We start from the raw sequence: 22,759 nt of genomic DNA, 5'->3' as shown, positions 1-22,759 counted from the left end.
GACCTCAGAGAGTCGCCTCGAAGGGATCGAAGTCGGCATCCAGCGAGCCCACCTCGTCGATCGTGCTCTCGACCTGCACGAAGCTGCGCGATTCGGCGGCCTCTTCGATCGACAGCAGCGTGTCGAGCACGTGATAGCCGAATTCCCCCGTGGCGACATGCGTCCGGCCGGCGGCGATCGACCGCGCCATGTCCAGCAGACCGACGCCGCGTCCCGAGAGCACGCCCTCCTGCTCGACGTCGACGACGTCCTGCACGGTCGGCTCCGGCGGCACGAACACGCGGGACAGCGGTCGCGTGATCGTGATCGGTCCGCCGAACGTGTTGGGGTCGGGGATCACGATCGTGCCCTCGGTGCCCGTGATCTCGACGATGCCCTGGCGCAGCAGAGGTGAGTCGGTGCTGTAGAGGCTCTGCGCCTGTCCGCCCTGCTCGAAGTCCATCAGCACGCTCAGCGTCGACGGGATCTCGACCGGGAACTCCTGTCCGGCGAGCTCTCCCACCTGCACCGTGCGCGTCGGAGCACCCTGGAGTCCGAGGGCTGCGACGGCCGCCACCGGACCGAACACGTGCACGAGCGCCGAGACGTAGTACGGCCCCATGTCGAGCAGCGGACCCGCACCCTTGGCATACAGGAACGCGGGGTTCGGATGGAAGATCTCCGGCCCCTGCCACTGGAACGTGGTCTGGGCGAAGAGGGGACGACCGATGTCGCCGCGGGCGATCGCGCGCTTCGCGGTCTGCACGCCGGGTCCGAGCACGGTGTCGGGGGCGACGCCGACACGGAGACCGGCGGCCTCCGCCCGCTGCAGCAGGCGCTGCGACTCGTCGCGGCTGACGCCGATCGGCTTCTCCGTCCACACGTGCTTGCCGGCGGCGAGGATCGCCTCCGACACCTCGACGTGCACGGCGGGGATCGTCAGGTTCACGACGATGTCGATCTCGGGGTCGTTCAGCACGAGCTCGACACCGCCCGCGCGAGGAACGCCGTACTTCTCGGCCTGCGCCTTCGCGCGGTCCTCGAGCAGATCGCCGACGGCGATCACGCGCACGTCGGGGAAGGTCGTGAGGTTCGACAGATACTGGTCACTGATGTTGCCCGCGCCGATGATCCCGACGCCGACGGGTCCGTTCCCGATCGCCATCAGCCGGCGACCTTCTCGTCGAGGTAGACGCGGCTGCGCTCGACTGCATCCCAGAGGTCGCCGTCGAAGTGGTCGAACTCGACGATCGCGAGCTCGAGAGCGGGGGCGGCCGCGATGGCCTCGATGAGCGGCACGGTGCCCTCGCCGGCTGCCACCTGATCGGCGGGCGGGTAGGCGCTCAGGAGCGCGGGATCGAGCGTGCCGTCCTTGGCGTGCACCGCGATCACGCGGTCCCCGAGGCGCTGCAGCAGGGCGACCGGGTCGACTCCGCCGCGTGCGACCCAGTAGAGGTCGACCTCGAGCACGACTCGCTCGTCGAGCAGGCCGGCGAGCACCTCGAGTCCGGTGACGCCGTCGAAGACGGCCTCGAGCTCATGGGCGTGGTTGTGGTAGCCGACGCGCACGTCGACGGTCGCGCCGACGGCGGCCGCCTCGTTGAGCAGGCGCGCGGTCTCCTCGATCTGCTCGATCGACTCCCAGCGCGCGGGCTCCGTGTAGGGGTCGATGACGGTGCCCATGCCGAGCACCTTCGCCGCGGCGAACACCTCGGCGGGCGACGGCACCGGAAGAGTGGTTCCACTGCCGTCCGGGTTGACGAACGACTCGGAGGCGAGGAATGCGTGGCCGGAGGGAGCGGTCAGGCCCGCCGCAGACAGGGCGTCGGCGAGCGGCTGAGCCCGGCGCACGAAGTCGTAGGGCTCGACGGCGGTGAAGCCTCTGGCGGCCACCTCTTTCAGCGAGCCTTCGAGGTCGGTCTCGAGCTGATCCTTGATCGTGAACAGCTGGATGGAAGTCTGAATCGCCACGGGGTCTCCTTCGGTCGTCGGTGACGTGCGGGCTGCCTTCACCCGTCTGTCCGAGCACGCTATCACCAAATACCTCCGCGCGGAAGTTTTCAATCTGTAGACTCGCCTCATGAGTCAGGATCAGGATCGCCCGCGGCAGCGCGGTGCCTACGCGAAGGGCATCGCCCGTCGCCAGGAGATCCTCGATCGCGCCATCGAGGTCTTCGCCGCACGCGGAGCCGACCGCACGAGCCTCCGCTCCATCGCCAGTGCCGTCGGCGTCACTCACGCGGCCCTCACCCACTACTTCGGGTCGCTGGAGGAGCTGCTCGTCGCGGTCTACCAGGAGAGCACGGCGCCCGGTCGCCAGCAGCCCGACGCCCTCCCGGCCGAGGCGACCCCGGTCGAGCGGATGATCGAGTCGGCGCGCACCAACCGCGAGGTCCCCGGGCTCGTCCAGCTCTACTCGATGCTCGTCGCGACCGCACTCGAAGACGGGCACCCGGCTGCCCGCGAGTTCGCGACGACGCGCTTCGCGCGGTTGCGCACGGACATGGCCGCGCTCGTGCGAGAGCAGCAGGACACGGGTCTCATACGCGAGGACGTGGATGCCGAGGCCGTCGCCGCCTTGGTCGTGGCCGCCTCCGACGGCCTGCAGACGCAGTGGCTCCTCGACGACACCGCGCCGCAGCATGAGGCGCTCGCCCTGCTCGATCGACTGCTGCGTCCGACCTCTCGCTAGGGTGGGGGTGTGACAGCACCCGGCACTGATCGACGGTCGCCCTACGAGCGCGCGCTCGGCGAGCGCATCTCGGAACTCCACCCGAAGACCGCCTGGTACTTCCGCACCATCCCCGACGGGCATGTCGGAGTCGGCACGGGCGTGTTCACGAGCGCGGGCTCGCGCCATCGCTGGTTGTGGCCGGTGTTCCGCATCGCGGAATCCCTCGGAGTCGCGTTCGCCGGATGGGAGCACGACGTCCCGTTCCGCATCGAGAACCGCACGGTCGCGGGCGAGGCGCTGGCAGTCAGGCACTTCGATCTCCCAGGACGCACCTGGGTCATGCCCGACGTCGTCTCCCTCGGCGCGAACCGCATCCTCCGCAACGAGATCGGCCCCCATCGCACGGTCGTCACGACCTTCGACATCGACGTGCGTGACGGTGCCGTCGTGCTGACCATCCGCCGGGTCGGGATGCGGTTCGGGCGGCTGCGCATCACCGCTCCGCGCTTCCTGAGTCCGCGCATCGGTCTCGTCGAGCGCTGGGACGAACAGCGCGAGAGGCACCACGTGAACATGACCATCGACGCCCCGCTGCTCGGCCGCGTCTACGAGTACACGGGATTCTTCGAGTACGCGATCGAGAGCGAGACCCCGTGACGGATCCGATGCCCCTCTCCGCAGGACCCGTCGTGATCGGCGGATCGACCGGCTTCATGGGGCAGTACCTGATCCCCCGTCTGCGGTCAGCGGGGCGGGAGGTGATCACCGTCTCGCGATCCGGCGCCGACATCTCCTGGGGAGACCAGGCGGCGATCGATCGGGCCGTCGACGGTGCGTCGCTCGTGATCGGCCTGGCGGGCAAGAGCGTGAACTGCCGCTATACGCCCGAGAACCGCGCCGCGATCTTCCGCTCGCGGCTCGACACGACCTCGTCGCTGAGCTCCGCCATCGCGAAGGCCGCGAATCCTCCCCCACTGTGGGTCAACTCCTCGACGGCGACCATCTACCGTCATGCCGAAGAGCGTCCGATGACCGAGTCGTCGGGCGAGATCGGCACGGGGTTCTCCGTCGAGGTGGCCAAGGCGTGGGAGCGCGCGCTGTTCGCGGACGACCTCCCCCGGACGCGGCGGGTGGCCCTGCGCAGTGCGATCGTGCTCGGCCACGGCGGCGTGCTCGGCCCGCTGAAGAACCTGGCACGACTCGGCCTCGGAGGGGCGCAGCACGACGGGCGCTGGCCGATCAGCCGCGCACGCCGCGCCGCGGGCACGGGCCACCGCCCCGGCGCACGCCGCGGACGGCAGCGGTTCAGCTGGGTGCACGTCGAGGACGTCGCCCGCATCATCGATTTCCTCGAGGTCACGCCGACCCTCGACGGGCCCGTGAACGCCGCATCTCCGAATCCGACCGACAACGCCGACTTCATGGCCACCGTGCGGCGGCTGCTGGAGGTGCGCGTCGGTCCGCCGATGCCTCGGTGGATGCTCGAGCTCGGCGCCATCGGCATCCGCACCGAGACCGAGCTGATCCTCAAGAGCCGGTGGGTCATCCCCGAGAAGCTGACGCTCGCCGGGTTCGAGTTCGCGTATCCCCACCTCCAAGACGCCCTGCGGGAGTCCTTCGATCTCGAGCGCGTCGGCTAGCTCGACGCGTCCGCGGCCCCGCTCGACGACGCGTCGCCGCCGTCTCGCCGACGCTTCTCGATCTCCTGACGCAGCCGCCACTCCTCGATCTCACGATCGAGATCCGCGATCTGCTGCTCCGTGCTGCGAGCGTCGACCGGCGGGGCCTGGCGTGGCTCGGCTCGGCGGGTCGCAGGGCGCGCAGCCGGCCGCATCCGGGGCAGCCGCAGACCCGCCTCCGAGTACTCCCTGCCGATCGCGAACCACAGCAGACCGCCGATCAGCGGCAGGAGGATCACGATGATGATCCACGCCATCTTCGGCAGGAATCTCACCTGCGCGTCGTCTCGGCGGATGATGTCGACCAGCGCGCCGATCATCAGCGCGATGACGAGGAGCGAGAACAGGAACGGCATGTGTTCAGGGTAGACGACGCCCGCGTCTCGCGCGCCTGCTACGGGAGCAGGTGACCCGCCGCGCGGAAGAGCTCGTACCACTCGGCGCGCGTGAGCTCGATGTCGGCGCCGGCAGCGGCATCCTGCACCCGCTGCGGGGTCGTGGTTCCGAGCACGACCTGCATCTTCGCGGGGTGACGCGTGATCCACGCCGTCGCGATCGCGATCGGTGCGACCGCGTACGACGCAGCCAGCCGATCGATCACGGCGTTGAGCTCGGCATACTCGGGGTTGCCGAGGAACACCCCCGTGAAGAAGCCGCCCTGGAAGGGCGACCACGCCTGGATCGTGATGCCGTTGATGCGGCAGTACTCGACGATGCCTCCGCCGTCGCGGACGATGCTCTGGTCCTCGCCTGCCATGTTCGCGGCGACCGGCTGCGCGAGGATCGGCGCGTGCGTGATCGACAGCTGCAGCTGATTGGCGACCAGGGGCTGAGTGACCGCGGTGCGCAGGAGGTCGATCTGCCGCGGCGTGTGGTTCGAGACGCCGAACGAGCGGACCTTGCCTGCGGCCTCGAGCTCGTCGAACGCCCTGGCGACCTCCTCGGGCTCGACCAGCGCGTCGGGGCGGTGCAGCAGGAGAACGTCGATGTGGTCTGTGCGAAGCGCCGCGAGCGACCCCTCGACCTGGCGGACGATGTGCTCGTATGAGAAGTCGAACGTGCCCTCGGCGGGGTGGATGCCGCACTTGGTCTGCAGCACGATCTCGTCGCGCTCGGCGGCCGTCAGGCCCAGCGCATCGGCGAAGCGGCTTTCGCAGAAGTGCATGCTGCCGCCGTAGATGTCGGCATGATCGAAGAAGTCGATGCCGGCGCTGCGGGCGGTGTCGTACAGTTCACGGATCTGCGCATCATCCTTGTCATCGATGCGCATCATTCCGGCGACGACGGCGGGGGCTGTGGCGGATCCGAAGGGGATGGTCTTCATACCCCCACGCTAGTGCGGTCAGGGCGTGAGCCGTGCGACCGATATGTCGAGCGCCTGCGCGATGTCGGCCAGATCAGCCACGGTGAAGTCGGCCTCACCCGCGAGCTTCCTGCGGAGCGCTGCGCGGGCGATTCCCGCTCGATCGGAGAGCCAGGGTGTGTCCCGGCCCCCGCGACGCAGTTCTTCTTCGATCGCATTCGCCACCGCACGTCGCACATCTGTCGTCATTCATAGACAGTATCGCCGCATACGGGGTGCGACAAGCGTTCAGCGCACCAGTATGACGGCATCCTGGCTTCATGCCGGTGCTATCGTGACTCACGTGAAGACACCGGGCGAGCAGTTCAATGCGGCGGTAGGCCGCCAGCTCCGCGCCGAGATCGCCGCCGCCGGAAGCAGCATCGCCGCGATGGCGCGCGAGGTCGGCATCGCGAGGAGCGCTCTCGACAACTACGTCACGGGCAAGCGCTCGATCCCGGTTCCCATCCTGTACGCGGTCAGCGCGGCCCTCGACATCGCACCGCACGTGGTGATCACGCGTGCCGAAGAGCGGCTCCGTTCCGAGGGCTTCCGCGGCGGCGCCACGATCACCGCCCTGCACCCCCGCACCGATGTCCGTGGTCGACGCCAGGATGAATCCGAAGTCGCGTTCGAGTCTCCTCTCGCGCACGCTGACGACACCGACGATCTCTACGACTGACGACCACCCGGCGAGGAGGATCATGGAGGCCCTCCTTCGCCTGCTCGAAGAGAACGGGCTGCACCTCATCGAACGTCGAGGTCGGCGCCCCGGCGGCTACGAACCGCACACCGCGACCATCCGGGTCACCCCCGGTCTCAGCGCGAGGGCCACATCCAGCGTGATCGCGCACGAGCTCGGGCACGCGATGCTCGGTCACACCCCCACAGCGGATTCGTCGATCCGCGCGCGACAGGAGCGCCGAGCAGATGAGTGGGCGGCCCGACTGCTGATCGACGCCGACGCGTACGCCGAGGCCGAGAGAGCGCGAGGCACCCACCCCGCCAGCCTCGCCTTCGAGCTGGGAGTGACCGTCGAGCTCGTGACCGCATATCGACGGCTGCTGCGTCGCGTCGGGGACACCACGTACGTCGGCGCGAGGATGGGGCGGGGCCAGTGGGAGCATCGCGCCCCGATCGTGTGACATGGCGCCGGGCGCGGCGCTGATTGAATGGCTGCATGACCTTCCGCACCACTCCGGCCCCGATCACCCTCACCGGCCGCCTCGTCGAACTCCGACCTCTGGAGACGACTCATCACGACGGCCTCCTCGATGCGCTGCTCGAGGGTGAGCTGTGGAAGCAGGCGTGGTACACCTCGGTGCCCTCCCCCGACGGGCTCGCCGCCGAGATCGACCGTCGGATCGGCCTGATCGAGACCGGTGGGATGATCCCGTTCACCGCGTTCGACGCCGAAGGACGGATCCTCGGCCTCACGTCCTATTACGACCTGGAGGCCGACGTCCCCCGGCTGCACATCGGCTACACCTGGAATCGCCCGTCGGCCCACGGCACCGGCACCAACGCCGAGTCGAAGCTGCTGCTGCTCCGGCACGCGTTCGAGGACCTCGGCGTGTTCCGTGTGGGCCTGACGACGCAGTGGGTCAACTTCCAGTCGCGGGCGGCGATCGAACGTCTGGGAGCGAAGCAGGACGGTGTCATGCGCGCGATGAGCCGATACCGCAACGGCGCGCTGCGCGACAGCGTCGAGTTCTCGATCATCGAGCCCGAGTGGCCCGCGGTGAAGGCCAACCTCGAGGCGAGGCTGGCCAGACGCGCCTGACTACTCGGTGGCGTTGCCCGACCAGTTGTCCTTGCGACGGGTGGCCGAGCCGCTGGCGCGCATCACGAACGCGAGCGACAGACTCACGATGAGCAGGCCGGCGATGAAGACGATCGCCTGGAAGTCCTCGAGCGACTGCGCGAGCCCCATGAGCCAGATGCCTCCGAGGAAGAGGATCATGAAGAAGATGAAGCTGAGGATCACGGGATCTCCTGTCGTAGCGGCCGTCATCCAGGATACCGCCTAGCGCACACGCGGCAGCGACGGAACCCCCTGGGCGATCGCCCGCGGGGGTGATTGCGTGCAGGGATGAGCACACGACTGACTGCCCTCGCCATCTCCTGCACCCTCAAGCCGTCTCCCGCGGAATCGAGCAGCGACCTCCTGGGGTCCCAGATCCTGCAAGCTCTCGCGGAGCACGGAGTCGCCGGCCAGCTGGTGCGCGCCGTCGATCACTCGATCAGCCCCGGCGTCGAGACCGACATGGGCGAAGGCGATGAATGGCCGACTCTGCGCGAGCAGGTGCTGGCGGCCGACATCCTCGTGTTCCTGACCCCCACCTGGATGGGCCAGCACTCGAGCGTCGCGCAGCGGGTGCTGGAACGCCTCGACGCCGAACTGAGCGAGACCGACGATGCGGGCCGACCGATCCTCTTCGACAAGGTCGCGATCGCCGGAATCGTCGGCAACGAGGATGGAGCACACCACATCGCCGCGATCCTGTTCCAGGCGCTGAACGACGTCGGGTACTCGCTGCCCGCCCAGTCGTCGATCTACTGGAACGGCGAGGCGATGCAGACCGTCGACTACAAGGATCTCTCCACGACCCCTGAGAAGGTCGCGCAGGCCACGGCGACGGCAGTGCGCAATGCCGTGCACCTGGCCCGCAGTCTCCAGGCGGACGGATACCCCGCGGAGTAGTTCAGGACTTCGACGCGCTCCCGCTGTCAGCCTTCGGCTGCACGTAGTCGTCGATCACGAGCTCGCCAGTCGCGTTGAGAGCGCGCATCATCTCTTCGATGCGCGCCTTCTCGATGTTGTGCGGGTCCGGAGAGGTGAAGAGGAACTGCAGCGGGATCGCCGGGTGCATCCAGACGGTGAGACGGCCGGGGTCGCCGCCTTCGCGAGGATGCCAGGTCATCATGAAGCTCTCCTGGCGACGGAGCTTCGTGCCGACGATGACCTTCAGATGAGCGAGCGTCTCGTCGTCGATGAGGATCGGCTCCGAAGTGCCGTCATATCGCAGTCTTCCCATGAAGGAAACCGTACCCCGACGCGCGTGTCATCGTGTACTCGCGTGCGCGCTCTGGCGCGGCGAGAACGTCACAACCTCATCACGGCGCGAACGCTCCACGTCGAGCCCTGCGAGCTCGAGTCGTCGGAAGACCCGACGCGGAAGCGCGGGCAGTTCGGCCGTGCGGCCCGACGGCGGCTTCGCGAGCCCGGTGATCAGCGAGAGATCGACGCCCGCGCCGCGCACCTCGATGCGGGCGTAGTCCGATCGCGTCCGCCAGACGAGGTGCTGCAGCTGCCGGAAGGGGATGCGGTGGGTCGCGTCTCCGGCGCGGATGCGCAGGTCGTCGTCGCCGAACGCGACCCTGCAGGACAGCGTCCGTCGCCTCAGCACGGCGCGGAGCGTCAGATAGACCGGCAGTCCGACGACCGCGCCCGTGAGGATGATCGCGAGGCGGGCGCCCATGTGCATCACCGCGTCGTCGAATGCGATGAGCAGCACGGTGCCCGCGGTGCCGACGACGAGGACCACCGCCACGATGGCGACCGTCAGCGCCCGCATGCGCAGGTCGATGGCGGAGAACTGGACGTGGGATCCGTCGCCGTTCTCGTCACGCTCCCATTCGGGTGCGACAGGAGACGGGCGCCTGAGGGCATCACGCCGTCCGATGCGGTCTGTGACGCGCGACAGAAGGCCCAGCCAGATCCATCCCGCGGCGGGACCGGCGGCGATCTGCAGCACGACGATGACCGCCCGCACGGGTTCGGCCAGGCCGGAGAGCAGCTCGCTCCCGGCGTCGATCACGACGATCATCACAGCCGTCAGCACCACGGCGACACCGAGGTGCACGGCGACGCCGGCGCGCACCGGGCGCATGTCCATCGTCGCGTTGACGAAGGAGAAGGCGATGCTCCAGCCGCCGAGCAGCATGAGCAGGAACGGGAAGAAGCTCAGGTCGTCGCCCGCGATCGTCCACACCGTCGCGGCCACCAGCAGGAGCACTCCCCACGCGAGCGGAGCCCGCACGAGCCGGCGGCCGATCTCGCGCCGCAGCCTCCGCTCCGAGGTCGTCGTGGGCGCTGTGTCGGTCATCGCCCCCATCCTAGAGCGAGGCCGGACGTCATCACGGGGTCACGACGTCGCGTGCGGCAGTACCGTGGATCCATGACCGCTCCTGTTGATCCGACACTCACTCCCGCCTGGTCCGAACTCGCCGCGCTGCGCGAGTCGATCACCGCCGATCTGCGAGGCTGGTTCGCCGCCGATGCCGACCGTGCGGAGCGATTCTCGTTCCCGCTCGCAGACCTCCACGTCGACCTGTCGAAGAACCTCGTCACCGACGACGTTCTCGCAGCGCTTCTGCGCCTCGCCGAGCAGACGGGAGTCGCCGAGCGATACGCCGCGATGCTCCAGGGAAGCCACCTCAACACGTCCGAGGACCGCGCCGTGCTGCACACGGCACTGCGTCGACCGGCCGACTCCTCCCCCGCGCTCGTCGTCGACGGACAGGACGTGGATGCCGACGTGCAGGCCGTGCTCGACGCACTCAGCACTTTCGCCACCAGAGTTCGCTCCGGAGAGTGGCTCGGCATCACCGGAAAGCGCGTCACCCACGTCGTCAACATCGGCATCGGCGGCTCCGACCTGGGGCCCGTCATGGTCTACGAGGCGCTCAAGCCCTATGCGGATGCCGGGATCGAGGCGCGGTTCGTGTCGAACATCGATCCCACCGACCTCGCGCAGAAGACCGCGGACCTCGACCCCGAGACGACCCTCTTCATCGTCGCGTCCAAGACCTTCACCACCCTCGAGACGCTCACCAACGCCCGCCTGGCGCGCGATTGGCTGTGGGCCGGACTCCAGGCCTCGGGAGCCATCTCCGACGACGAGGACGCCCGCACCGACGCCGTCGCGCACCACTTCGTGGCGGTGTCGACCGCGCTCGACAAGGTCGCGGCCTTCGGGATCGATCCGGCGAACGCCTTCGGATTCTGGGACTGGGTCGGCGGCCGCTACTCGGTCGACTCCGCGATCGGCCTGTCGCTCGCGATCGCGCTCGGACCCGACACCTTCCGCGATCTGCTGGCCGGCTTCCATGCGGTCGACGAGCACGTGCGCACCACGCCTCTCGAGCGCAACGTCCCGGTGCTGATGGGTCTGCTCAACGTCTGGTACGTCAACTTCCACGGCGCGCAGTCGCATGCGGTGCTGCCCTACGCACAGCAGCTGAGCCGGTTCCCGGCCTACCTGCAGCAGCTGACGATGGAGTCCAACGGCAAGTCGGTCCGCTGGGACGGCACCCCGGTCACCACCGACACCGGCGAGGTGTTCTGGGGAGAGCCCGGAACCAACGGCCAGCACGCGTTCTACCAGCTCATCCATCAGGGCACCCGGCTGATTCCGGCCGACTTCATCGCGTTCGTGAACCCGGCCTACCCTCTGACCGACGGCGGGCAGGACGTGCACGAGCTGTTCCTGGCGAACTTCCTCGCGCAGACGAAGGCTCTGGCCTTCGGCAAGACCGCCGCAGAGGTCGAGGCCGAGGGAACCACCGCAGCGCTCGTCGCGGCACGCACGTTCGCCGGCAACCGCCCGACGACCTCGATCTTCGCACCCGCGCTGACACCGCAGGTGCTCGGTCAGCTGATCGCCCTGTACGAGCACATCACGTTCACGCAGGGCACGATCTGGGGCATCAACTCGTTCGACCAGTGGGGCGTCGAGCTGGGCAAGCAGCTCGCGATGCAGATCGCTCCGGCCATCGGCGGGGACGAGGCGGCCATCGACGCGCAGGACGCCTCCACGAAGGCGCTGCTCTCCTACTACCGCGCGAACCGGAAGTAGGCGAGACAGCGGGAGCGGCGGATGCAGTCGGTCACACCCGGCGACGCGCACGTCAGTGCGCGTCGCCGGGCACTGGTCGTCGTCGCCGTCCTGGTCGTCGCGGCCGGTCTCGTCACACACCTCGCCGGTCGGGGTCCGATCGCGGACGCACTCGGCGACGCCCTCTATGCGGTGATGATCTACGTCGTCATCGCGATCGTGCTCCCGCGAGCCCCGGCCTGGATCGTGGGTGCGAGCGCCGCGGCGCTGTGCATGCTGATCGAGTGCTTCCAGCTCACCGGTCTGCCGGCGATCTGGTCCGAGGCCTTCTGGCCGGTGCGGCTCGTCCTGGGCGTCGGATTCGATGCGCGCGACCTCGTCGCCTACGCGGTGGGCGCGGGTGCCGCCGCCCTCTGCGACCACGCGATCGGTCGCCGTCTCCGCGCACGCGCACAGTAGACAGAAGAAAGACCCCCGAGCGATGCTCGGGGGTCTTTCTCGTCGGTGGACCTAAGGGGATTCGAACCCCTGACCTCCTCGATGCGAACGAGGCGCGCTACCAACTGCGCCATAGGCCCTGACGTCTTCTACGCTATCACGCTCGAAGACCCTCTCGTGCCGCGAGGATCAGCCCGCTGCACGCTTCGCGAGGAGGTCGCGCACATGCGCCTCGATCTCCGCGTCGTCGACGTATCCCATCTTCGCGAACGGAGACGCGGCGGCCTGCGAGGCCGCGGGAATCTGCACGGGTGCGGCGGGCGCCATGCGCTCCGCTCGCTCACGAAGCTCGGCGAGACGAGCCGCAGCGCGGCGCTTCTCCTGCGCATCCAGCTCCGCTCTCGCCACCTGCGCGCGCGAGCCTGCGACCGACACCAGCGGCTCGGGCAGCGGACGCGGAGTCCATGTCGCCGGGCCCTGATCGTGCAGTTCGGGCTCTGCCCTCTGCACGGGCTGCTCGACGACGCGCACCGAACGCCGGGCGGCACGGGCGGCGACAGCCGACATGCGCTGCAGGGCGAAGCCGGCGACGACGATGATCGACCCGCCGACCCAGAGCAGCAGCTGCGCCTGAAGCGCGATCAGCTGCCACACGCCGAGCCCGGTGACGACGAGACCGAGAAGCAGGGTCGAGGTGGCGACGATGCGCACGCGGCGACGCGCGCGGGCCTGTCGCATGACGGGATCAGCCCTCGTGGCAGCCAGCTCTTCGCGGAGCTTCATGAGCTCCGCGGCTTCCTTCTCGGACTGCAGGCGCTTCGCGAGCTTCTGCTGCGCGAGGGCAGTCCGCGCGTTGAGTTCGAGACGGACCTCGCCGGGGGTCTCGCTGGTCTCGGCCAGCACCCGAAGGGCCTGGTTCAGTCTGACGGCGTTGCGCTCCGCGGCGTCGTACTGGAAGCGCCCACGCCAGGAGGGCAGCAGGTAGAGCATCCACAGGAGCACAGCGACGAGGACTATCACTCCCCCGCTCAGCACCGGCCCGTCCATGTCGACAACGGTACGGGAACATCGCTGGTCACGACGCTCAGTCGGAGCGTGTGTCGCGAGGAGTTCTGAAGTCAGCGGCGTGTCAGAGCGCGAAACGGTCCGACGGCGGGATCGTCGCGGCGTCCGGAGGCACCTCGCCGTTCAGCCACCGGGCCAGCACGCCCTGCGGCACATCCTCGCGAGTGAGGGCGAACGCGTAGTGATCCCGCCAGTCGCCGTCGATGTGGATGTAACGGCGACGCAGCCCCTCGTAGCGGAAGCCGAGCTTCTGCACGACCCTCAGGCTCGCGACGTTCTCGGGCCGGATGCAGATCTCCATGCGGTGCAGCGCATACTCGGTGAAGCAGGCATCAGTGGCGAGCGCGACGGCTGTGGGCGTGATGCCCTTGCCGGCGAAGCGCTCGCTCACCCAGTACCCGATGGTCGCCGAGCACAACGACCCCCTGGCGACTCCCCACACGTTGAGCTGCCCGGCGATCTCACCCTCGTACTCCATGACGAACGGATAGCCCGCGCCGTCGCGGTACTGCTGCAGCAGACGGCGGATGCTGAGTCGCATGTCGAACGAGACCGATCCGTACGGGACGGTGGCCTCCCACGGCTGCAGCCAGGAGCGATTGCTCAACAGCTCGTGCTGAAGAGCCCTCGCATCCCGAGAGCGCACGAGGCGCAACTCGATGGGACCATGCCGCATCCCCGTCGCCTGATCCATCCGCGCGCTCCCGACGCCGCGTCGACGCCTAGAGGCGTTCCGCGAACTCCTTGAGCCACGGCCGCAGCTCGGGGCCGAGGTCGTCGCGGTCGGAGGCGAGCTGGACGATCGCCTTGATGTAGTCGACGCGGTCGCCGGTGTCGTACCGGCGTCCACGGAAGATGACGCCCACCACACCGGGGCCGTCGGCACTGGTGGCCAGCTCCTGCAGCGCGTCGGTCAGCTGGATCTCGCCGCCCTTGCCGGGTTCGGTGCGCTCGAGCACCTCGAAGATCGAGGCGGGCAGGACGTAACGGCCGATGATCGCCAGGTTCGACGGCGCGTCCTCGGGTGCGGGCTTCTCGACGAGGTCGGTGACGCGCACGGCATCCGATCCCTCGATGTCCTCGACGGCGGCGGCGCCGTACATGTGGATGCTCGCGGGGTCGACCTCCATGAGGGCGATCACCGCGGCGCCGCTGCGCTCGTGCTCGGCGATCATCTCGGTGAGCAGCTGGTCGCGCTCGTCGATGAGGTCGTCGCCGAGGAGCACGGCGAAGGAGCTGTCGCCGACGTGCGTGCGGGCACGCAGCACCGCGTGACCGAGTCCCTTGGGCTCACCCTGACGGACGAAGTGGATGTCGGCGAGGTCGCTCGAATGGATGACGCGCTCGAGACGCCCCGTGTCGCCCTTCTCCATCAGCTTGACTTCGAGCTCGGGGACCGAGTCGAAGTGGTTGGAGATCGCGTTCTTGTTGCGGCCGATGATGACGAGGATGTCATCGATCCCGGCGCTGGCGGCCTCTTCGACGACGTACTGGATCGCCGGCTTGTCGACGACCGGCAGCATCTCCTTCGGCATCGCCTTCGTCGCCGGCAGGAAACGCGTTCCCAGACCGGCAGCAGGAATGACAGCCTTCATCTTCCGTATACCCATCCACCCAGCCTAGTGGGGATGCCGCCGTAGACTCGGAGCCATGTCCCACGACGTAGAGCATGAGAAGCGCGCGCTTCGCGCCGAGCTCCGCGAACGCCGCCAGCTGCTGAGCGACTCGCAGCGGGAGGCCGCGGCATCCGCCATCACGCAGCGCCTCGACGAGCTGGTCGACGCGCTCGGCGCCCGGTCGATCTCATGCTTCCTCTCGACCACGACCGAGCCGGGCACCCGGGAGTTCGTCACCGGCGCGGTGCGCCGCGGCATCCGGGTCCTGCTTCCTGTGACACGGGCCGACGGCCTTCTCGACTGGGCCGTGGCGACCGATGACGACGACGTCGCGGAAGGCCTCTTCGGGCTTCCCGAGCCGACCGGCGAGGTGCTCGGTCCGATCGCCGTCAACGATGTCGACCTGATGGTGATCCCCGCCGCGGCCGTCGACCGCACCGGGATGCGCATGGGCTGGGGGCGCGGGTACTTCGACAAGACCATCGGTTCGATGGAGAAGTGCCCTCCGGTCTACGCAGTCATCTATGATTCCGAGGTACTCGACTTCCTGCCGAGGGAGGTTCACGACCAGCCGGTCACCGGCGTCGTGACTCCCACGCAGACCCTCCACCTGTCGCCCACGCGACGCTGACCCGCGAGGATCGCAATGCCCACCTATGCCTATGCCTGCCGTTCGTGCGGTCACGCCTTCGACGCCGTGCAGAGCTTCTCCGACGACGCCCTCACCGTCTGCCCCGAATGCGGCGGCGAGCTGCGCAAGCAGTACGGATCCATCGGCGTGACGTTCAACGGATCCGGCTTCTATCGCACCGACTCGCGAGCGGGCTCCGGCTCTTCCGCATCCGCCCCGGCATCATCGAAGGCGGAGCCGGCCAAGACCACGACCCCGGCCCCCGCGTCGACCAGCACATCTTCTTCCTGACCCCTATCGACTCCCCGGAGGCATCCATGCTCAAAGGTTTCAAGGACTTCATCCTCCGCGGCAACGTGATCGACCTCGCGGTCGCGGTCGTCATCGGCACCGCGTTCACGGCGATCGTCACCGCCGTGGTGAACAGCATCATCACCCCGCTCGTCTCGCTGTTCTTCAAGGCGGATGCGACGGGCAACTTCGGACCGCAGGTGCAGAGCATCTACGGAGATACCGTCACGTTCCCCATCGGCGATCTCATCTCGGCGATCATCAGCTTCCTCTCGGTCGCTCTGGTGGTGTACTTCGTGTTCGTGCTGCCGATGAACACGTTCAAGGCCCACGTCGAGGCGCGCAAGGGCACCGCGGCCGAGCAGCCGGAGGAAGAGCCGGCGGCCGCCACCGAGGCCGAGCTGCTCGTCGAGATCCGCGACCTGCTCGCCGGGAACAAGCCGCGCAGCTGACTCGCAGTCCGCACCGCGAAGCGCACGGTCCGATTCGGGCCGTGCGCTTCGTCGTCTCCCGAACACGCCTGAGCCGCCGGTGCTCAGTAGTGCGGGGGCACGTCCTGCATCAGGCGGTCGTCGTTGGGCCCCTTCGGGCCCGTCGTCCGCTGAGGTTCCCGGACGACCCGATCCGGGTCCGTGTCGGTGCCCGGCACGGGAGTCAGCCGGGCACGCCGCGATCCGGCGACCCGCACGACCTTCTGCCGCGGGGCACCGGAGTCCGGCTGATCAGTCATTCTGCGGGTCGGTGAGATCGATCGGCTGCGTGTCGTTGTCGGCTCGGGCCGCGGATGCCGAGATTCCCAAGACTCCCGCGATGCGCGTGGCCGCCGTGACGGGGTCGCTGTAGAGGTCGAAGGCGTGCACGCGCACGTAATGCCACCCGAGGCGGCGAAGCACGTTCGGGCGCAGCCGCAGGGCCTCGCGCAGTGACTCGCCACGAGACTCCGGGTCGGACTCGATGACGACGGCCTTGCCGTTGTGCTGTGCGACGAGCGGCAGCAGACCGCGGTAGTCGACGTCGACCGCTGCGCCGAGACGGCGCAGCTCTCGTGCGAGGGCGAGCGTCAGCGGGTCGGCGAGATCCTCCAGGCGTGCGTCGCGTCCCCGGGTGGCGAGGCCGCCGAGGATCGACATCAGGGTGGCGGCGCCGAACTCGAGGCGGCCGTCGTCGAACGACGAGGGGCGGATCGACGAGACGATCACCATGGACCGGCGGGCGCGGGTCATCCCGACCGTCAGCAGCCGCTCCCCATCCGGCGTGGACAGGTCGCCGAAGTCGCTGAGCACTCGGCCGTGCTTGGTCAGGCCGTAGCCGAGTGAGAAGATCACCCGGTCGCGGCTCTCAGCCACGGACTCCTCGAGGGTGAGCACCGCGAAGGGCTCGGCCGTGTCGCGACCGACGAAGTCGGCGACGTCGGAGCGCCCGGCGAATGCCGAGGTGACGGCGGCCCTCACGCGCTCGGCGTGACGCCTGCTCGCGGTGACCACCATGAGCGACTCGTCCGGGCGATGCACGGCGTGCTCCACGACCAGCGTGACGACGCGTGCGACCTCTGCCTCGGGGCTCTCCACCGCACCCGACACGGGGTCGGGCGCCCCGGTGCCGCCTTCGACGTAGTCGACGGTGAGGCTGCCGCGACCCAGGTACGAGCCCGCCCAGGGCAGAGAGACGATCTCGCCGCCGTAGAACGCGTCGTTGATGAGCTCTGCGAGGTCCTCGCCGCCCGCGCGGTAGCTGCGCGTGAGGGTCATCACGGGAAGCAGTTCGGACAGGCGCTCGAACACCGACACGGAGTCGAAGGGCACCTCGTGCTCCCATTCGGGGCCGGGGTCCACGGCGACGTGGAACGCTGTCGGAAGCTGAGTGACCGGATCGCCGAATGCGACGACCTGACGGGCACGGCGGATCGCCGGGGCCGCTTCGGCGAGGTTGATCGCGGCCGCATCGACGAGGAGCACCGTGTCGAACTCGACGGAGTCGGGGATCTGCGGCACGAGGTAGGGAGACGAGATCCAGACCGGCGCGAGCACGCCGACGAGGGTGGGCGCGGAGCTCACGATCTCGGCTGTCGTCGTCGCCGGCTGCTTCAGTGCACGCCTGAGGTTCTGCGACTCCTGCGGCTCATCGACGATGGCGATCTTCCACTGGTTCGCGAGCTGCCAGGCGAGCAACGGACCGGCCATCGCGGCGTGCGCCTCGTCGACGAGACGGAAGTCCCGCTCGAGCCGGTCGACCACCGCCGTGTTCGCACCGAGCAGCGCTCGATCCTCCTGCAGAGCCCGTTCCAGCAGTGTCTGCCACCAGGCGAACTCCAGCTCGTCACCCACGCGCGACTCGGCGACGTGGCGAACGGACAGCTCCGCGAGCAGCGGCTCGAGACCGAGGTCGGCCAGCCGATCGCGCAGCTGCGCGCGCTCCACGAGGTTGTCGAAGACGTCGGACTTCGCCGCGAGACCGGCGAGAGTGCGCACGAGGCGGGCGACGGGGAGCGTCGACAGCGGTTCCCTGCGGCCGAGCGCGACATCGAGCTCGGCGAGCTCAGCCGTGACGCGCTGCCACGAGGAGTGGACGTCGGCGAGCCCGAGTGGAACCTCGGGCGCCACTCCGGCTTCCACGAACCGCTGCCACTGGGTGCGCTGCGCCTGGATGCGCAGCAGCGACTCGTGCATCTCGGTGACATGGACGCCCGGGCGCACGTACTCCTTGGCGAGGCGACGCAGCCGACGCCGGTTCGCCCCGGACATCGCGGGCGCGTCGCGGCGCGATCCGTGAGCCTGGATGAGCTCGCCCAGCGGACGCTCGAAGACGGTGGGGCTGAACCGGTCGAGAGAGTCGCGGATGCCCTGCAGCAGCCGCAGGTACTCACCGAGCTCGTCGATCGTCGAGAACGGGCGCATATGCGTCTGGGCGATGAGGGCATACCCGCGCTCGAGGAGGGCCGGCACGCTGTCGGAGTGCAGACGCGCTGCCAGCTGGTGCGCCGACTTCGCCGCCTCGGTGCTCGAGAACGTGACTCCGTACCAGGGCGAGTCGTCGGGTCCGAAGCGGAACTCGCCGAGGCGCGCGGCCTGCGCGAGCGCCGCTGCCGCCGACGAGCGATCGTCAGCGAGACGGCGGAGGGTCTCGGCGCTGAGTCGCGCCGTGGTCGACGGCGGGGTGGGCAGGGAGGCGAGCCTCGTGAGATGCCTGGTGGCGTCGAGCACCGACGAGTTCGTCCCCGCGACCGGAGCGGTGAGAGCGCTGCGATAATCCCTGAGCACCGTGCGGAGACGCACGAGAGCGTCATCGACGTCGCTGACCTTCGGAGCCGTCGCCTTCTCGTTCCGGCCGATCGCGCGGACGAGGTCCCGACGCACGTTCGCGGGCGATACCGCCAGGCTGTCGAGGCCGATGCCCGCAAGACGGTGCCGCACGCCGTCGAGGGTCGACCGTCGCGCCGAGACGACGAGCACCCTCTTGCCGGCCCGCACGAGTTCGCCGAGCGCGTTGATCACGGTCTGTGTGCCGCCTGTGCCGGGGAGCGTCGCGACGGTCAGCGAATGTCCGGCGGCGATCCTGGCGAGGAGCGCCTCCTGCTCGGCATCCGCATCGAGCAGCAGATTGTCGGATGCCGGCGCCCGGTCGTCCGGTCCGGTGTGGTGCGGCGCGGGTCGGCGGGCCGAGACCTGCTCGCGGTCACCGACGTGACCGGCCAGAGCGTTGAGCACGACGTGGTCCAGACTCCCGCCGTCGCGGGACATGGCACCGCCGACATCGGCGAAGGTCGAGACCACGAGCCGCGGCAGCACCGTGAAGGTGTCGATCGACCGCGTCGTGGCCCGAAGGCTGTCGATCACGGGCTGCGGCTTGAAGATCCCGCCGTCGTAGGCGAGGGAGGCGAGAGCCGCGGCGTCGATCGTGATGCCGAAGTGCTCACGCGCGATGCGCACGAGCTCGGGGTTCACCTCGAACGCGCCCTGCAGCTTGAGTTCGAAGTCGGAGTGGTGCCGACGGATGGCGAGGGGGCGAAGCAGCACGGGCGCCGAGAAATCCGCCCCGCCGATGCGCCAGCCGGCGACGCCGACTGCGAGGTGCACCGCCTCGATGCCGCGAACGGTGCGCAGCTCGGTGTTCTTCGCCGTGATCCGCTCGGCGGCGAGCCTCGCAGTGCGCAGACCGACCTCGTCGCGATAGAGGTTCGACAGCAGGGTCGATTTGCCGGTGATGAACTGGGGAAGGCTGCCGGGGTGGGCCTTCGAGATGTCGATGCTGGATTCGACCGTGTCGCGGAAGTTCACGAGCGGCGATGAGCCGCCGAGGTCAGCAGCTTCCGCACGCAGCCGAGTGCGCTCGGCCTCTGCCGCATGCGCGATGCCGATACCGGAGACCGGCTCGTGCGATTCGCCGAGGGTCACTGCGGCATCGGTCGCTGCGTCATCCGCAGCCTTGCCTTCACGTCGCCACACACCTCACACACTAAGCGCGCCTCGCCCCACAGGCGGTATCCCGGGCGGGTTTCACCGTATTTCCGCCCGCTCGAGGGCGGAGCGACGACCCTGCGGACTGCTTCTGCACCCGAGCGACGAGTCGTTGCGGTCTCCCCCGGTCGCGCTCGTGGGGAGGCCCCCGGACCCCCGCTCCGGTCAGTATGGAGGCATGACCTTCCGCTATGACTTCGCACCGACTCCGTTCGGCGACGCCCTCGCGGTGTTCTCCGACGAGGGGCTCGTCCGATTCGACCTCTCGGAGTCGAATGATCCATCGGTTCCCTGGCTCCTCGAGAACGTCGCGAGCCAGCTCCGGGCCGTCCCGGAACCCGACCCCGGTGCGGCAGACGAGGTCACCGAACTCCTCGACGCGTACTTCGGTGGATCGCCGGTGCGATTCCACGATCACCTGGCGCTCGACTGGCGCCTCATCGACGGGTTCGCGCGCACGGCGCTGCAGACCATCACCACCATCGAATGGGGAGAGACGATCAGCTACGGGGAGGTCGCGGTGCTGGCCGGGCGCCCCGGTGCCGCGCGGGCCGTCGGCACCGCCTGCCGTCTCAGTCCCTTCTCCATCGTCGTCCCCGTCCACCGCGTGGTGCGGTCGGATGGCACGACGGGTCAGTACGGCGCGCATCCCGAGCGCAAGAGGTTCCTTCTCGACCTCGAGTCGCACGGCTGACCGCACACGGGGACCCCGACGAGTAGGCCGTCGGGGTCCCCGTTCGCGTCATCGGCCGCTCAGTGGTCGACGGCCTTCTCGGCCCCGAAACCGGTGAGCGAGCGCACTTCCATCTCGGCCGCCAGGAGCGGCGACTCCTTGGTCCGGCTCGTGACCGTCCCGAGCCAGCCGAGGAAGAAGCCGAGCGGGATCGACACGATTCCCGGATTGTTCATCGGCCACAGCACGATGTCGATCCCGGGGATCATCGAGGTCGGCGACCCGGAGAACACCGGCGACAGGATGATCAGGATGATCGCCGCGGCGAGGCCGCCGTACATGCTCCAGACCGCACCGCGGGTGTTGAACCGTCGCCAGAACAGCGAGTAGAGGATCGTCGGCAGATTCGCCGAGGCGGCGACCGCGAACGCGAGCGCCACCAGGAAGGCGATGTTCTGCCCCTGCGCACCGATGCCGCCCACGATCGCGAGGATGCCGATCACGACCACCGTTCGGCGTGCGACGCGCACCTCGCCGTTGGGATCCGGCTCGACGGGGTTTCCGGCCGAGTCCTTCTTCCCCTTCTGGATCACGTTCGCATAGATGTCGTGCGCGAACGAGGCTGCTGCCGTGATCGTGAGTCCGGCCACCACCGCGAGGATGGTCGCGAAGGCGACGGCCGAGATGAACCCGAGGAGGACCGGCCCGCCGAGATACAGGGCGAGCAGCGGCGCCGCCGAGTTCGGCCCGCCGGGTGCCGCCGCGATCACGTCCGCGCCGACGAGCGCGCCTGCTCCGTAGCCGAGCACCAGTGTCAGCAGGTAGAAGCCGCCGATCAGCCAGATCGCCCACACCACCGAACGACGAGCCTCCTTGGCGGTGGGGACCGTGTAGAAGCGCATCAGCACGTGCGGGAGCCCCGCCGTTCCGAGCACGAGAGCCATGCCGAGAGAGACGAAGTCCCAGGGGTTAGCTCCGTACTGCAGTCCCGGCGCGAGGATCGCGTCGCCCTTGTCGGAATTCGCCACAGCCGCCTCGAGCAGCGTGTTGAGGCTGAATCCGTTGATCGCCAGCACCCAGATCGTCATCGCGATCGCACCGCCGATGAGCAGGAACGCCTTGACGATCTGCACCCAGGTCGTGCCCTTCATGCCGCCGATGAGGACGTAGACGATCATCAGCACGCCGACGACGGCGATCACGATCGACTGACCGAGTCGGCCGTCGATTCCGAGCAGCAGGGAGACCAGCCCGCCGGCTCCCGCCATCTGCGCGAGCAGGTAGAAGAAGCACACTGCGAGCGTGGTGATCGCGGCCGCCATGCGCACTGGCCGCTGCTTCAGTCGGAACGACAGTACGTCGGCCATCGTGAACTTGCCGGTGTTGCGCATCAGCTCGGCGACGAGAAGCAGTGCGACGAGCCAGGCGACGAGGAATCCGATCGAATACAGGAATCCGTCGTAGCCGTTGATCGCGATCGCACCGCAGATTCCGAGGAAGGATGCCGCAGACAGATAGTCGCCGGCGATCGCGAAACCGTTCTGCGGCCCCGTGAACGAGCGGCCCGCGGCGTAGTAGTCCGCCGCCGTCTTGTTGTTCCGGCTCGCACGGATGACGATGAACAGTGTCACCGCCACGAAGGCGACGAAGATCGAGATGTTGAGAACAGGATTGCTCTCCACCGCGATCTCCCCCGCGGCGGCGTGAATGCGGTTCATGCGTCAGCCTGCGCCTTCTCGAGCTCTTCGCGGATCTCGGTCGCTATCGGATCGAGTCTCCGGTTCGCGAATGCGACGTACCCCATCGTGATCGCGAAGGTGGTGACGAATTGTCCCAACCCCATGAGCAGCCCGACGGTGATATCTCCCCACACTCTCTGCGACATGAATTCGGTCGCGAAGGCGGCGAGCAGGACGTAGACGAAATACCAGATGAGGAAGAATGCCGCGAGCGGGAAGATGAATGAGCGCTGCGTCTTCTTCAGCTCGCGGAATCGTGGTGATTCCTCGACAGCGATGTAGTCGATCGCTCCCGGCGAATCTGCCGTCGGATGGTCGGTCATGGGGCCTCCTTGCCT

General features: G+C 68.6%; 28 protein-coding genes and 1 tRNA gene. 13 read left to right on the top strand and 16 right to left on the bottom strand.

The window, feature by feature from the left end; genetic code table 11:
- Window positions 1-4: 4 nt before the first annotated feature.
- Window positions 5-1,144, bottom strand: a complete 1,140-nt coding sequence (locus ACZZZQ_RS13375; protein WP_053097175.1) for a Gfo/Idh/MocA family protein — start codon at window positions 1,142-1,144, stop codon at window positions 5-7.
- Window positions 1,144-1,950 (bottom strand): sugar phosphate isomerase/epimerase family protein, encoded by an 807-nt coding sequence (locus ACZZZQ_RS13370; RefSeq protein WP_230100357.1) that lies wholly within the window; start codon window positions 1,948-1,950, stop codon window positions 1,144-1,146. Before ACZZZQ_RS13370 ends, ACZZZQ_RS13375 begins: the two co-directional genes overlap by 1 nt.
- 109 nt (window positions 1,951-2,059) lie before the next feature.
- Here ACZZZQ_RS13370 and ACZZZQ_RS13365 point away from each other — a divergent pair, with 109 nt between their 5' ends.
- Genes ACZZZQ_RS13365 through ACZZZQ_RS13355 form a run of 3 tightly spaced genes read left to right on the top strand, consistent with a single transcriptional unit; the run spans window position 2,060 to window position 4,293 of the window.
- A complete protein-coding gene (locus ACZZZQ_RS13365; RefSeq protein ID WP_463507734.1) occupies window positions 2,060-2,671 on the top strand; it encodes a TetR/AcrR family transcriptional regulator in 612 nt (203 codons plus the stop codon).
- A gap of 9 nt (window positions 2,672-2,680) precedes the next feature.
- A complete protein-coding gene (locus ACZZZQ_RS13360; RefSeq protein WP_431738470.1) occupies window positions 2,681-3,310 on the top strand; it encodes a DUF4166 domain-containing protein in 630 nt (209 codons plus the stop codon).
- 8 nt (window positions 3,311-3,318) lie between these two features.
- On the top strand, window positions 3,319-4,293 hold the full coding sequence (locus ACZZZQ_RS13355; protein WP_463507733.1) for an epimerase: 975 nt from the start codon (window positions 3,319-3,321) through the stop codon (window positions 4,291-4,293).
- Here the strand turns inward: ACZZZQ_RS13355 and ACZZZQ_RS13350 are convergent.
- From ACZZZQ_RS13350 to ACZZZQ_RS13340, 3 genes are read right to left on the bottom strand one after another with little or no spacing between them, the layout of a single operon-like run.
- Window positions 4,290-4,688: a PLDc N-terminal domain-containing protein gene (locus ACZZZQ_RS13350; protein ID WP_463507732.1), complete on the bottom strand. Its 399-nt coding sequence runs from the start codon at window positions 4,686-4,688 to the stop codon at window positions 4,290-4,292. The genes ACZZZQ_RS13355 and ACZZZQ_RS13350 overlap by 4 nt on opposite strands.
- A 38-nt stretch (window positions 4,689-4,726) precedes the next feature.
- On the bottom strand, window positions 4,727-5,656 hold the full coding sequence (locus ACZZZQ_RS13345) for an aldo/keto reductase (protein WP_463507731.1): 930 nt from the start codon (window positions 5,654-5,656) through the stop codon (window positions 4,727-4,729).
- A gap of 18 nt (window positions 5,657-5,674) precedes the next feature.
- The gene (locus ACZZZQ_RS13340; protein ID WP_053097185.1) at window positions 5,675-5,884 is read right to left on the bottom strand and encodes a helix-turn-helix domain-containing protein; all 210 of its coding nucleotides are present in this window, start codon (window positions 5,882-5,884) and stop codon (window positions 5,675-5,677) included.
- Window positions 5,885-5,978: 94 nt separating this feature from the next.
- Between ACZZZQ_RS13340 and ACZZZQ_RS13335 the strand changes: the two genes are divergently transcribed.
- The 3 genes from ACZZZQ_RS13335 to ACZZZQ_RS13325 are packed head-to-tail and all read left to right on the top strand — an operon-like array spanning window position 5,979 to window position 7,457.
- Window positions 5,979-6,356, top strand: a complete 378-nt coding sequence (locus tag ACZZZQ_RS13335; protein ID WP_232224461.1) for a helix-turn-helix domain-containing protein — start codon at window positions 5,979-5,981, stop codon at window positions 6,354-6,356.
- 22 nt (window positions 6,357-6,378) lie between these two features.
- The gene (locus tag ACZZZQ_RS13330; RefSeq protein ID WP_082297859.1) at window positions 6,379-6,819 is read left to right on the top strand and encodes an ImmA/IrrE family metallo-endopeptidase; all 441 of its coding nucleotides are present in this window, start codon (window positions 6,379-6,381) and stop codon (window positions 6,817-6,819) included.
- Between the two features lie 35 nt (window positions 6,820-6,854).
- Window positions 6,855-7,457 (top strand): GNAT family N-acetyltransferase, encoded by a 603-nt coding sequence (locus tag ACZZZQ_RS13325; RefSeq protein WP_372984219.1) that lies wholly within the window; start codon window positions 6,855-6,857, stop codon window positions 7,455-7,457.
- On the opposite strand, the gene ACZZZQ_RS13320 is transcribed toward ACZZZQ_RS13325, so the two are convergent.
- Window positions 7,458-7,661, bottom strand: coding sequence for a hypothetical protein (locus ACZZZQ_RS13320; protein WP_053097189.1), 204 nt, complete (start codon window positions 7,659-7,661; stop codon window positions 7,458-7,460). It lies immediately after the preceding gene.
- Between the two features lie 105 nt (window positions 7,662-7,766).
- Here ACZZZQ_RS13320 and ACZZZQ_RS13315 point away from each other — a divergent pair, with 105 nt between their 5' ends.
- On the top strand, window positions 7,767-8,378 hold the full coding sequence (locus ACZZZQ_RS13315) for a flavodoxin family protein (protein ID WP_187250542.1): 612 nt from the start codon (window positions 7,767-7,769) through the stop codon (window positions 8,376-8,378).
- Window position 8,379: 1 nt separating this feature from the next.
- Here the strand turns inward: ACZZZQ_RS13315 and ACZZZQ_RS13310 are convergent, their stop codons facing one another.
- Complete coding sequence (locus tag ACZZZQ_RS13310; protein WP_295101446.1) at window positions 8,380-8,712, bottom strand: DUF7882 family protein; 333 nt, start codon at window positions 8,710-8,712, stop codon at window positions 8,380-8,382.
- A 27-nt stretch (window positions 8,713-8,739) separates the two neighbouring features.
- Window positions 8,740-9,783 carry a hypothetical protein gene (locus ACZZZQ_RS13305; RefSeq protein ID WP_463507730.1) on the bottom strand — a complete coding sequence of 348 codons (1,044 nt, stop codon included), beginning with the start codon at window positions 9,781-9,783 and terminating at the stop codon, window positions 8,740-8,742.
- 72 nt (window positions 9,784-9,855) lie between these two features.
- Here ACZZZQ_RS13305 and pgi point away from each other — a divergent pair, with 72 nt between their 5' ends.
- A complete protein-coding gene (pgi, locus tag ACZZZQ_RS13300; RefSeq protein WP_463507729.1) occupies window positions 9,856-11,535 on the top strand; it encodes a glucose-6-phosphate isomerase in 1,680 nt (559 codons plus the stop codon).
- A gap of 21 nt (window positions 11,536-11,556) precedes the next feature.
- On the top strand, window positions 11,557-11,973 hold the full coding sequence (locus ACZZZQ_RS13295; RefSeq protein WP_295101451.1) for a ribosomal maturation YjgA family protein: 417 nt from the start codon (window positions 11,557-11,559) through the stop codon (window positions 11,971-11,973).
- Window positions 11,974-12,019: 46 nt separating this feature from the next.
- On the opposite strand, the gene ACZZZQ_RS13290 is transcribed toward ACZZZQ_RS13295, so the two are convergent.
- The 4 genes from ACZZZQ_RS13290 to galU all read right to left on the bottom strand — a co-directional run bounded on the left by ACZZZQ_RS13290 (window position 12,020) and on the right by galU (window position 14,627).
- Window positions 12,020-12,092: transfer RNA gene (locus ACZZZQ_RS13290), tRNA-Ala, on the bottom strand.
- A 49-nt stretch (window positions 12,093-12,141) separates the two neighbouring features.
- Window positions 12,142-12,999, bottom strand: coding sequence for a hypothetical protein (locus ACZZZQ_RS13285; RefSeq protein ID WP_372984223.1), 858 nt, complete (start codon window positions 12,997-12,999; stop codon window positions 12,142-12,144).
- A gap of 82 nt (window positions 13,000-13,081) precedes the next feature.
- Window positions 13,082-13,693, bottom strand: a complete 612-nt coding sequence (locus ACZZZQ_RS13280) for a GNAT family N-acetyltransferase (RefSeq protein WP_053099195.1) — start codon at window positions 13,691-13,693, stop codon at window positions 13,082-13,084.
- 46 nt (window positions 13,694-13,739) lie between these two features.
- Complete coding sequence (galU, locus tag ACZZZQ_RS13275) at window positions 13,740-14,627, bottom strand: UTP--glucose-1-phosphate uridylyltransferase GalU (RefSeq protein ID WP_053097201.1); 888 nt, start codon at window positions 14,625-14,627, stop codon at window positions 13,740-13,742.
- 40 nt (window positions 14,628-14,667) lie between these two features.
- Here galU and ACZZZQ_RS13270 point away from each other — a divergent pair, with 40 nt between their 5' ends.
- From ACZZZQ_RS13270 to mscL, 3 genes are read left to right on the top strand one after another with little or no spacing between them, the layout of a single operon-like run.
- A complete protein-coding gene (locus ACZZZQ_RS13270; RefSeq protein WP_053097203.1) occupies window positions 14,668-15,264 on the top strand; it encodes a 5-formyltetrahydrofolate cyclo-ligase in 597 nt (198 codons plus the stop codon).
- A 15-nt stretch (window positions 15,265-15,279) separates the two neighbouring features.
- Window positions 15,280-15,555 carry an FmdB family zinc ribbon protein gene (locus ACZZZQ_RS13265; protein WP_053097205.1) on the top strand — a complete coding sequence of 92 codons (276 nt, stop codon included), beginning with the start codon at window positions 15,280-15,282 and terminating at the stop codon, window positions 15,553-15,555.
- Window positions 15,556-15,581: 26 nt separating this feature from the next.
- Window positions 15,582-16,007: a large conductance mechanosensitive channel protein MscL gene (gene mscL, locus ACZZZQ_RS13260; protein ID WP_053097207.1), complete on the top strand. Its 426-nt coding sequence runs from the start codon at window positions 15,582-15,584 to the stop codon at window positions 16,005-16,007.
- A gap of 83 nt (window positions 16,008-16,090) precedes the next feature.
- Here the strand turns inward: mscL and ACZZZQ_RS13255 are convergent, their stop codons facing one another.
- Window positions 16,091-16,285: a hypothetical protein gene (locus ACZZZQ_RS13255; RefSeq protein WP_053097209.1), complete on the bottom strand. Its 195-nt coding sequence runs from the start codon at window positions 16,283-16,285 to the stop codon at window positions 16,091-16,093.
- Complete coding sequence (locus ACZZZQ_RS13250) at window positions 16,278-19,997, bottom strand: ATP-binding protein (RefSeq protein ID WP_056279930.1); 3,720 nt, start codon at window positions 19,995-19,997, stop codon at window positions 16,278-16,280. Before ACZZZQ_RS13250 ends, ACZZZQ_RS13255 begins: the two co-directional genes overlap by 8 nt.
- Before the next feature lie 190 nt (window positions 19,998-20,187).
- On the opposite strand from ACZZZQ_RS13250, the gene ACZZZQ_RS13245 reads away from it, so the two are divergent.
- Window positions 20,188-20,703, top strand: coding sequence for a methylated-DNA--[protein]-cysteine S-methyltransferase (locus ACZZZQ_RS13245; protein ID WP_053097213.1), 516 nt, complete (start codon window positions 20,188-20,190; stop codon window positions 20,701-20,703).
- 59 nt (window positions 20,704-20,762) lie between these two features.
- Here the strand turns inward: ACZZZQ_RS13245 and ACZZZQ_RS13240 are convergent, their stop codons facing one another.
- Both ACZZZQ_RS13240 and ACZZZQ_RS13235 read right to left on the bottom strand, forming a co-directional pair.
- Window positions 20,763-22,400, bottom strand: coding sequence for a solute symporter family protein (locus ACZZZQ_RS13240; RefSeq protein ID WP_056279927.1), 1,638 nt, complete (start codon window positions 22,398-22,400; stop codon window positions 20,763-20,765).
- On the bottom strand, window positions 22,397-22,744 hold the full coding sequence (locus ACZZZQ_RS13235) for a DUF485 domain-containing protein (protein WP_053097216.1): 348 nt from the start codon (window positions 22,742-22,744) through the stop codon (window positions 22,397-22,399). The genes ACZZZQ_RS13240 and ACZZZQ_RS13235 overlap by 4 nt, the downstream gene beginning before the upstream one ends.
- Between the last annotated feature and the right edge of the window lie 15 nt (window positions 22,745-22,759).

Source organism: Microbacterium sp. AC132, from assembly GCF_979258525.1.
This window is presented reverse-complemented; position numbering and strand designations above follow the sequence as displayed.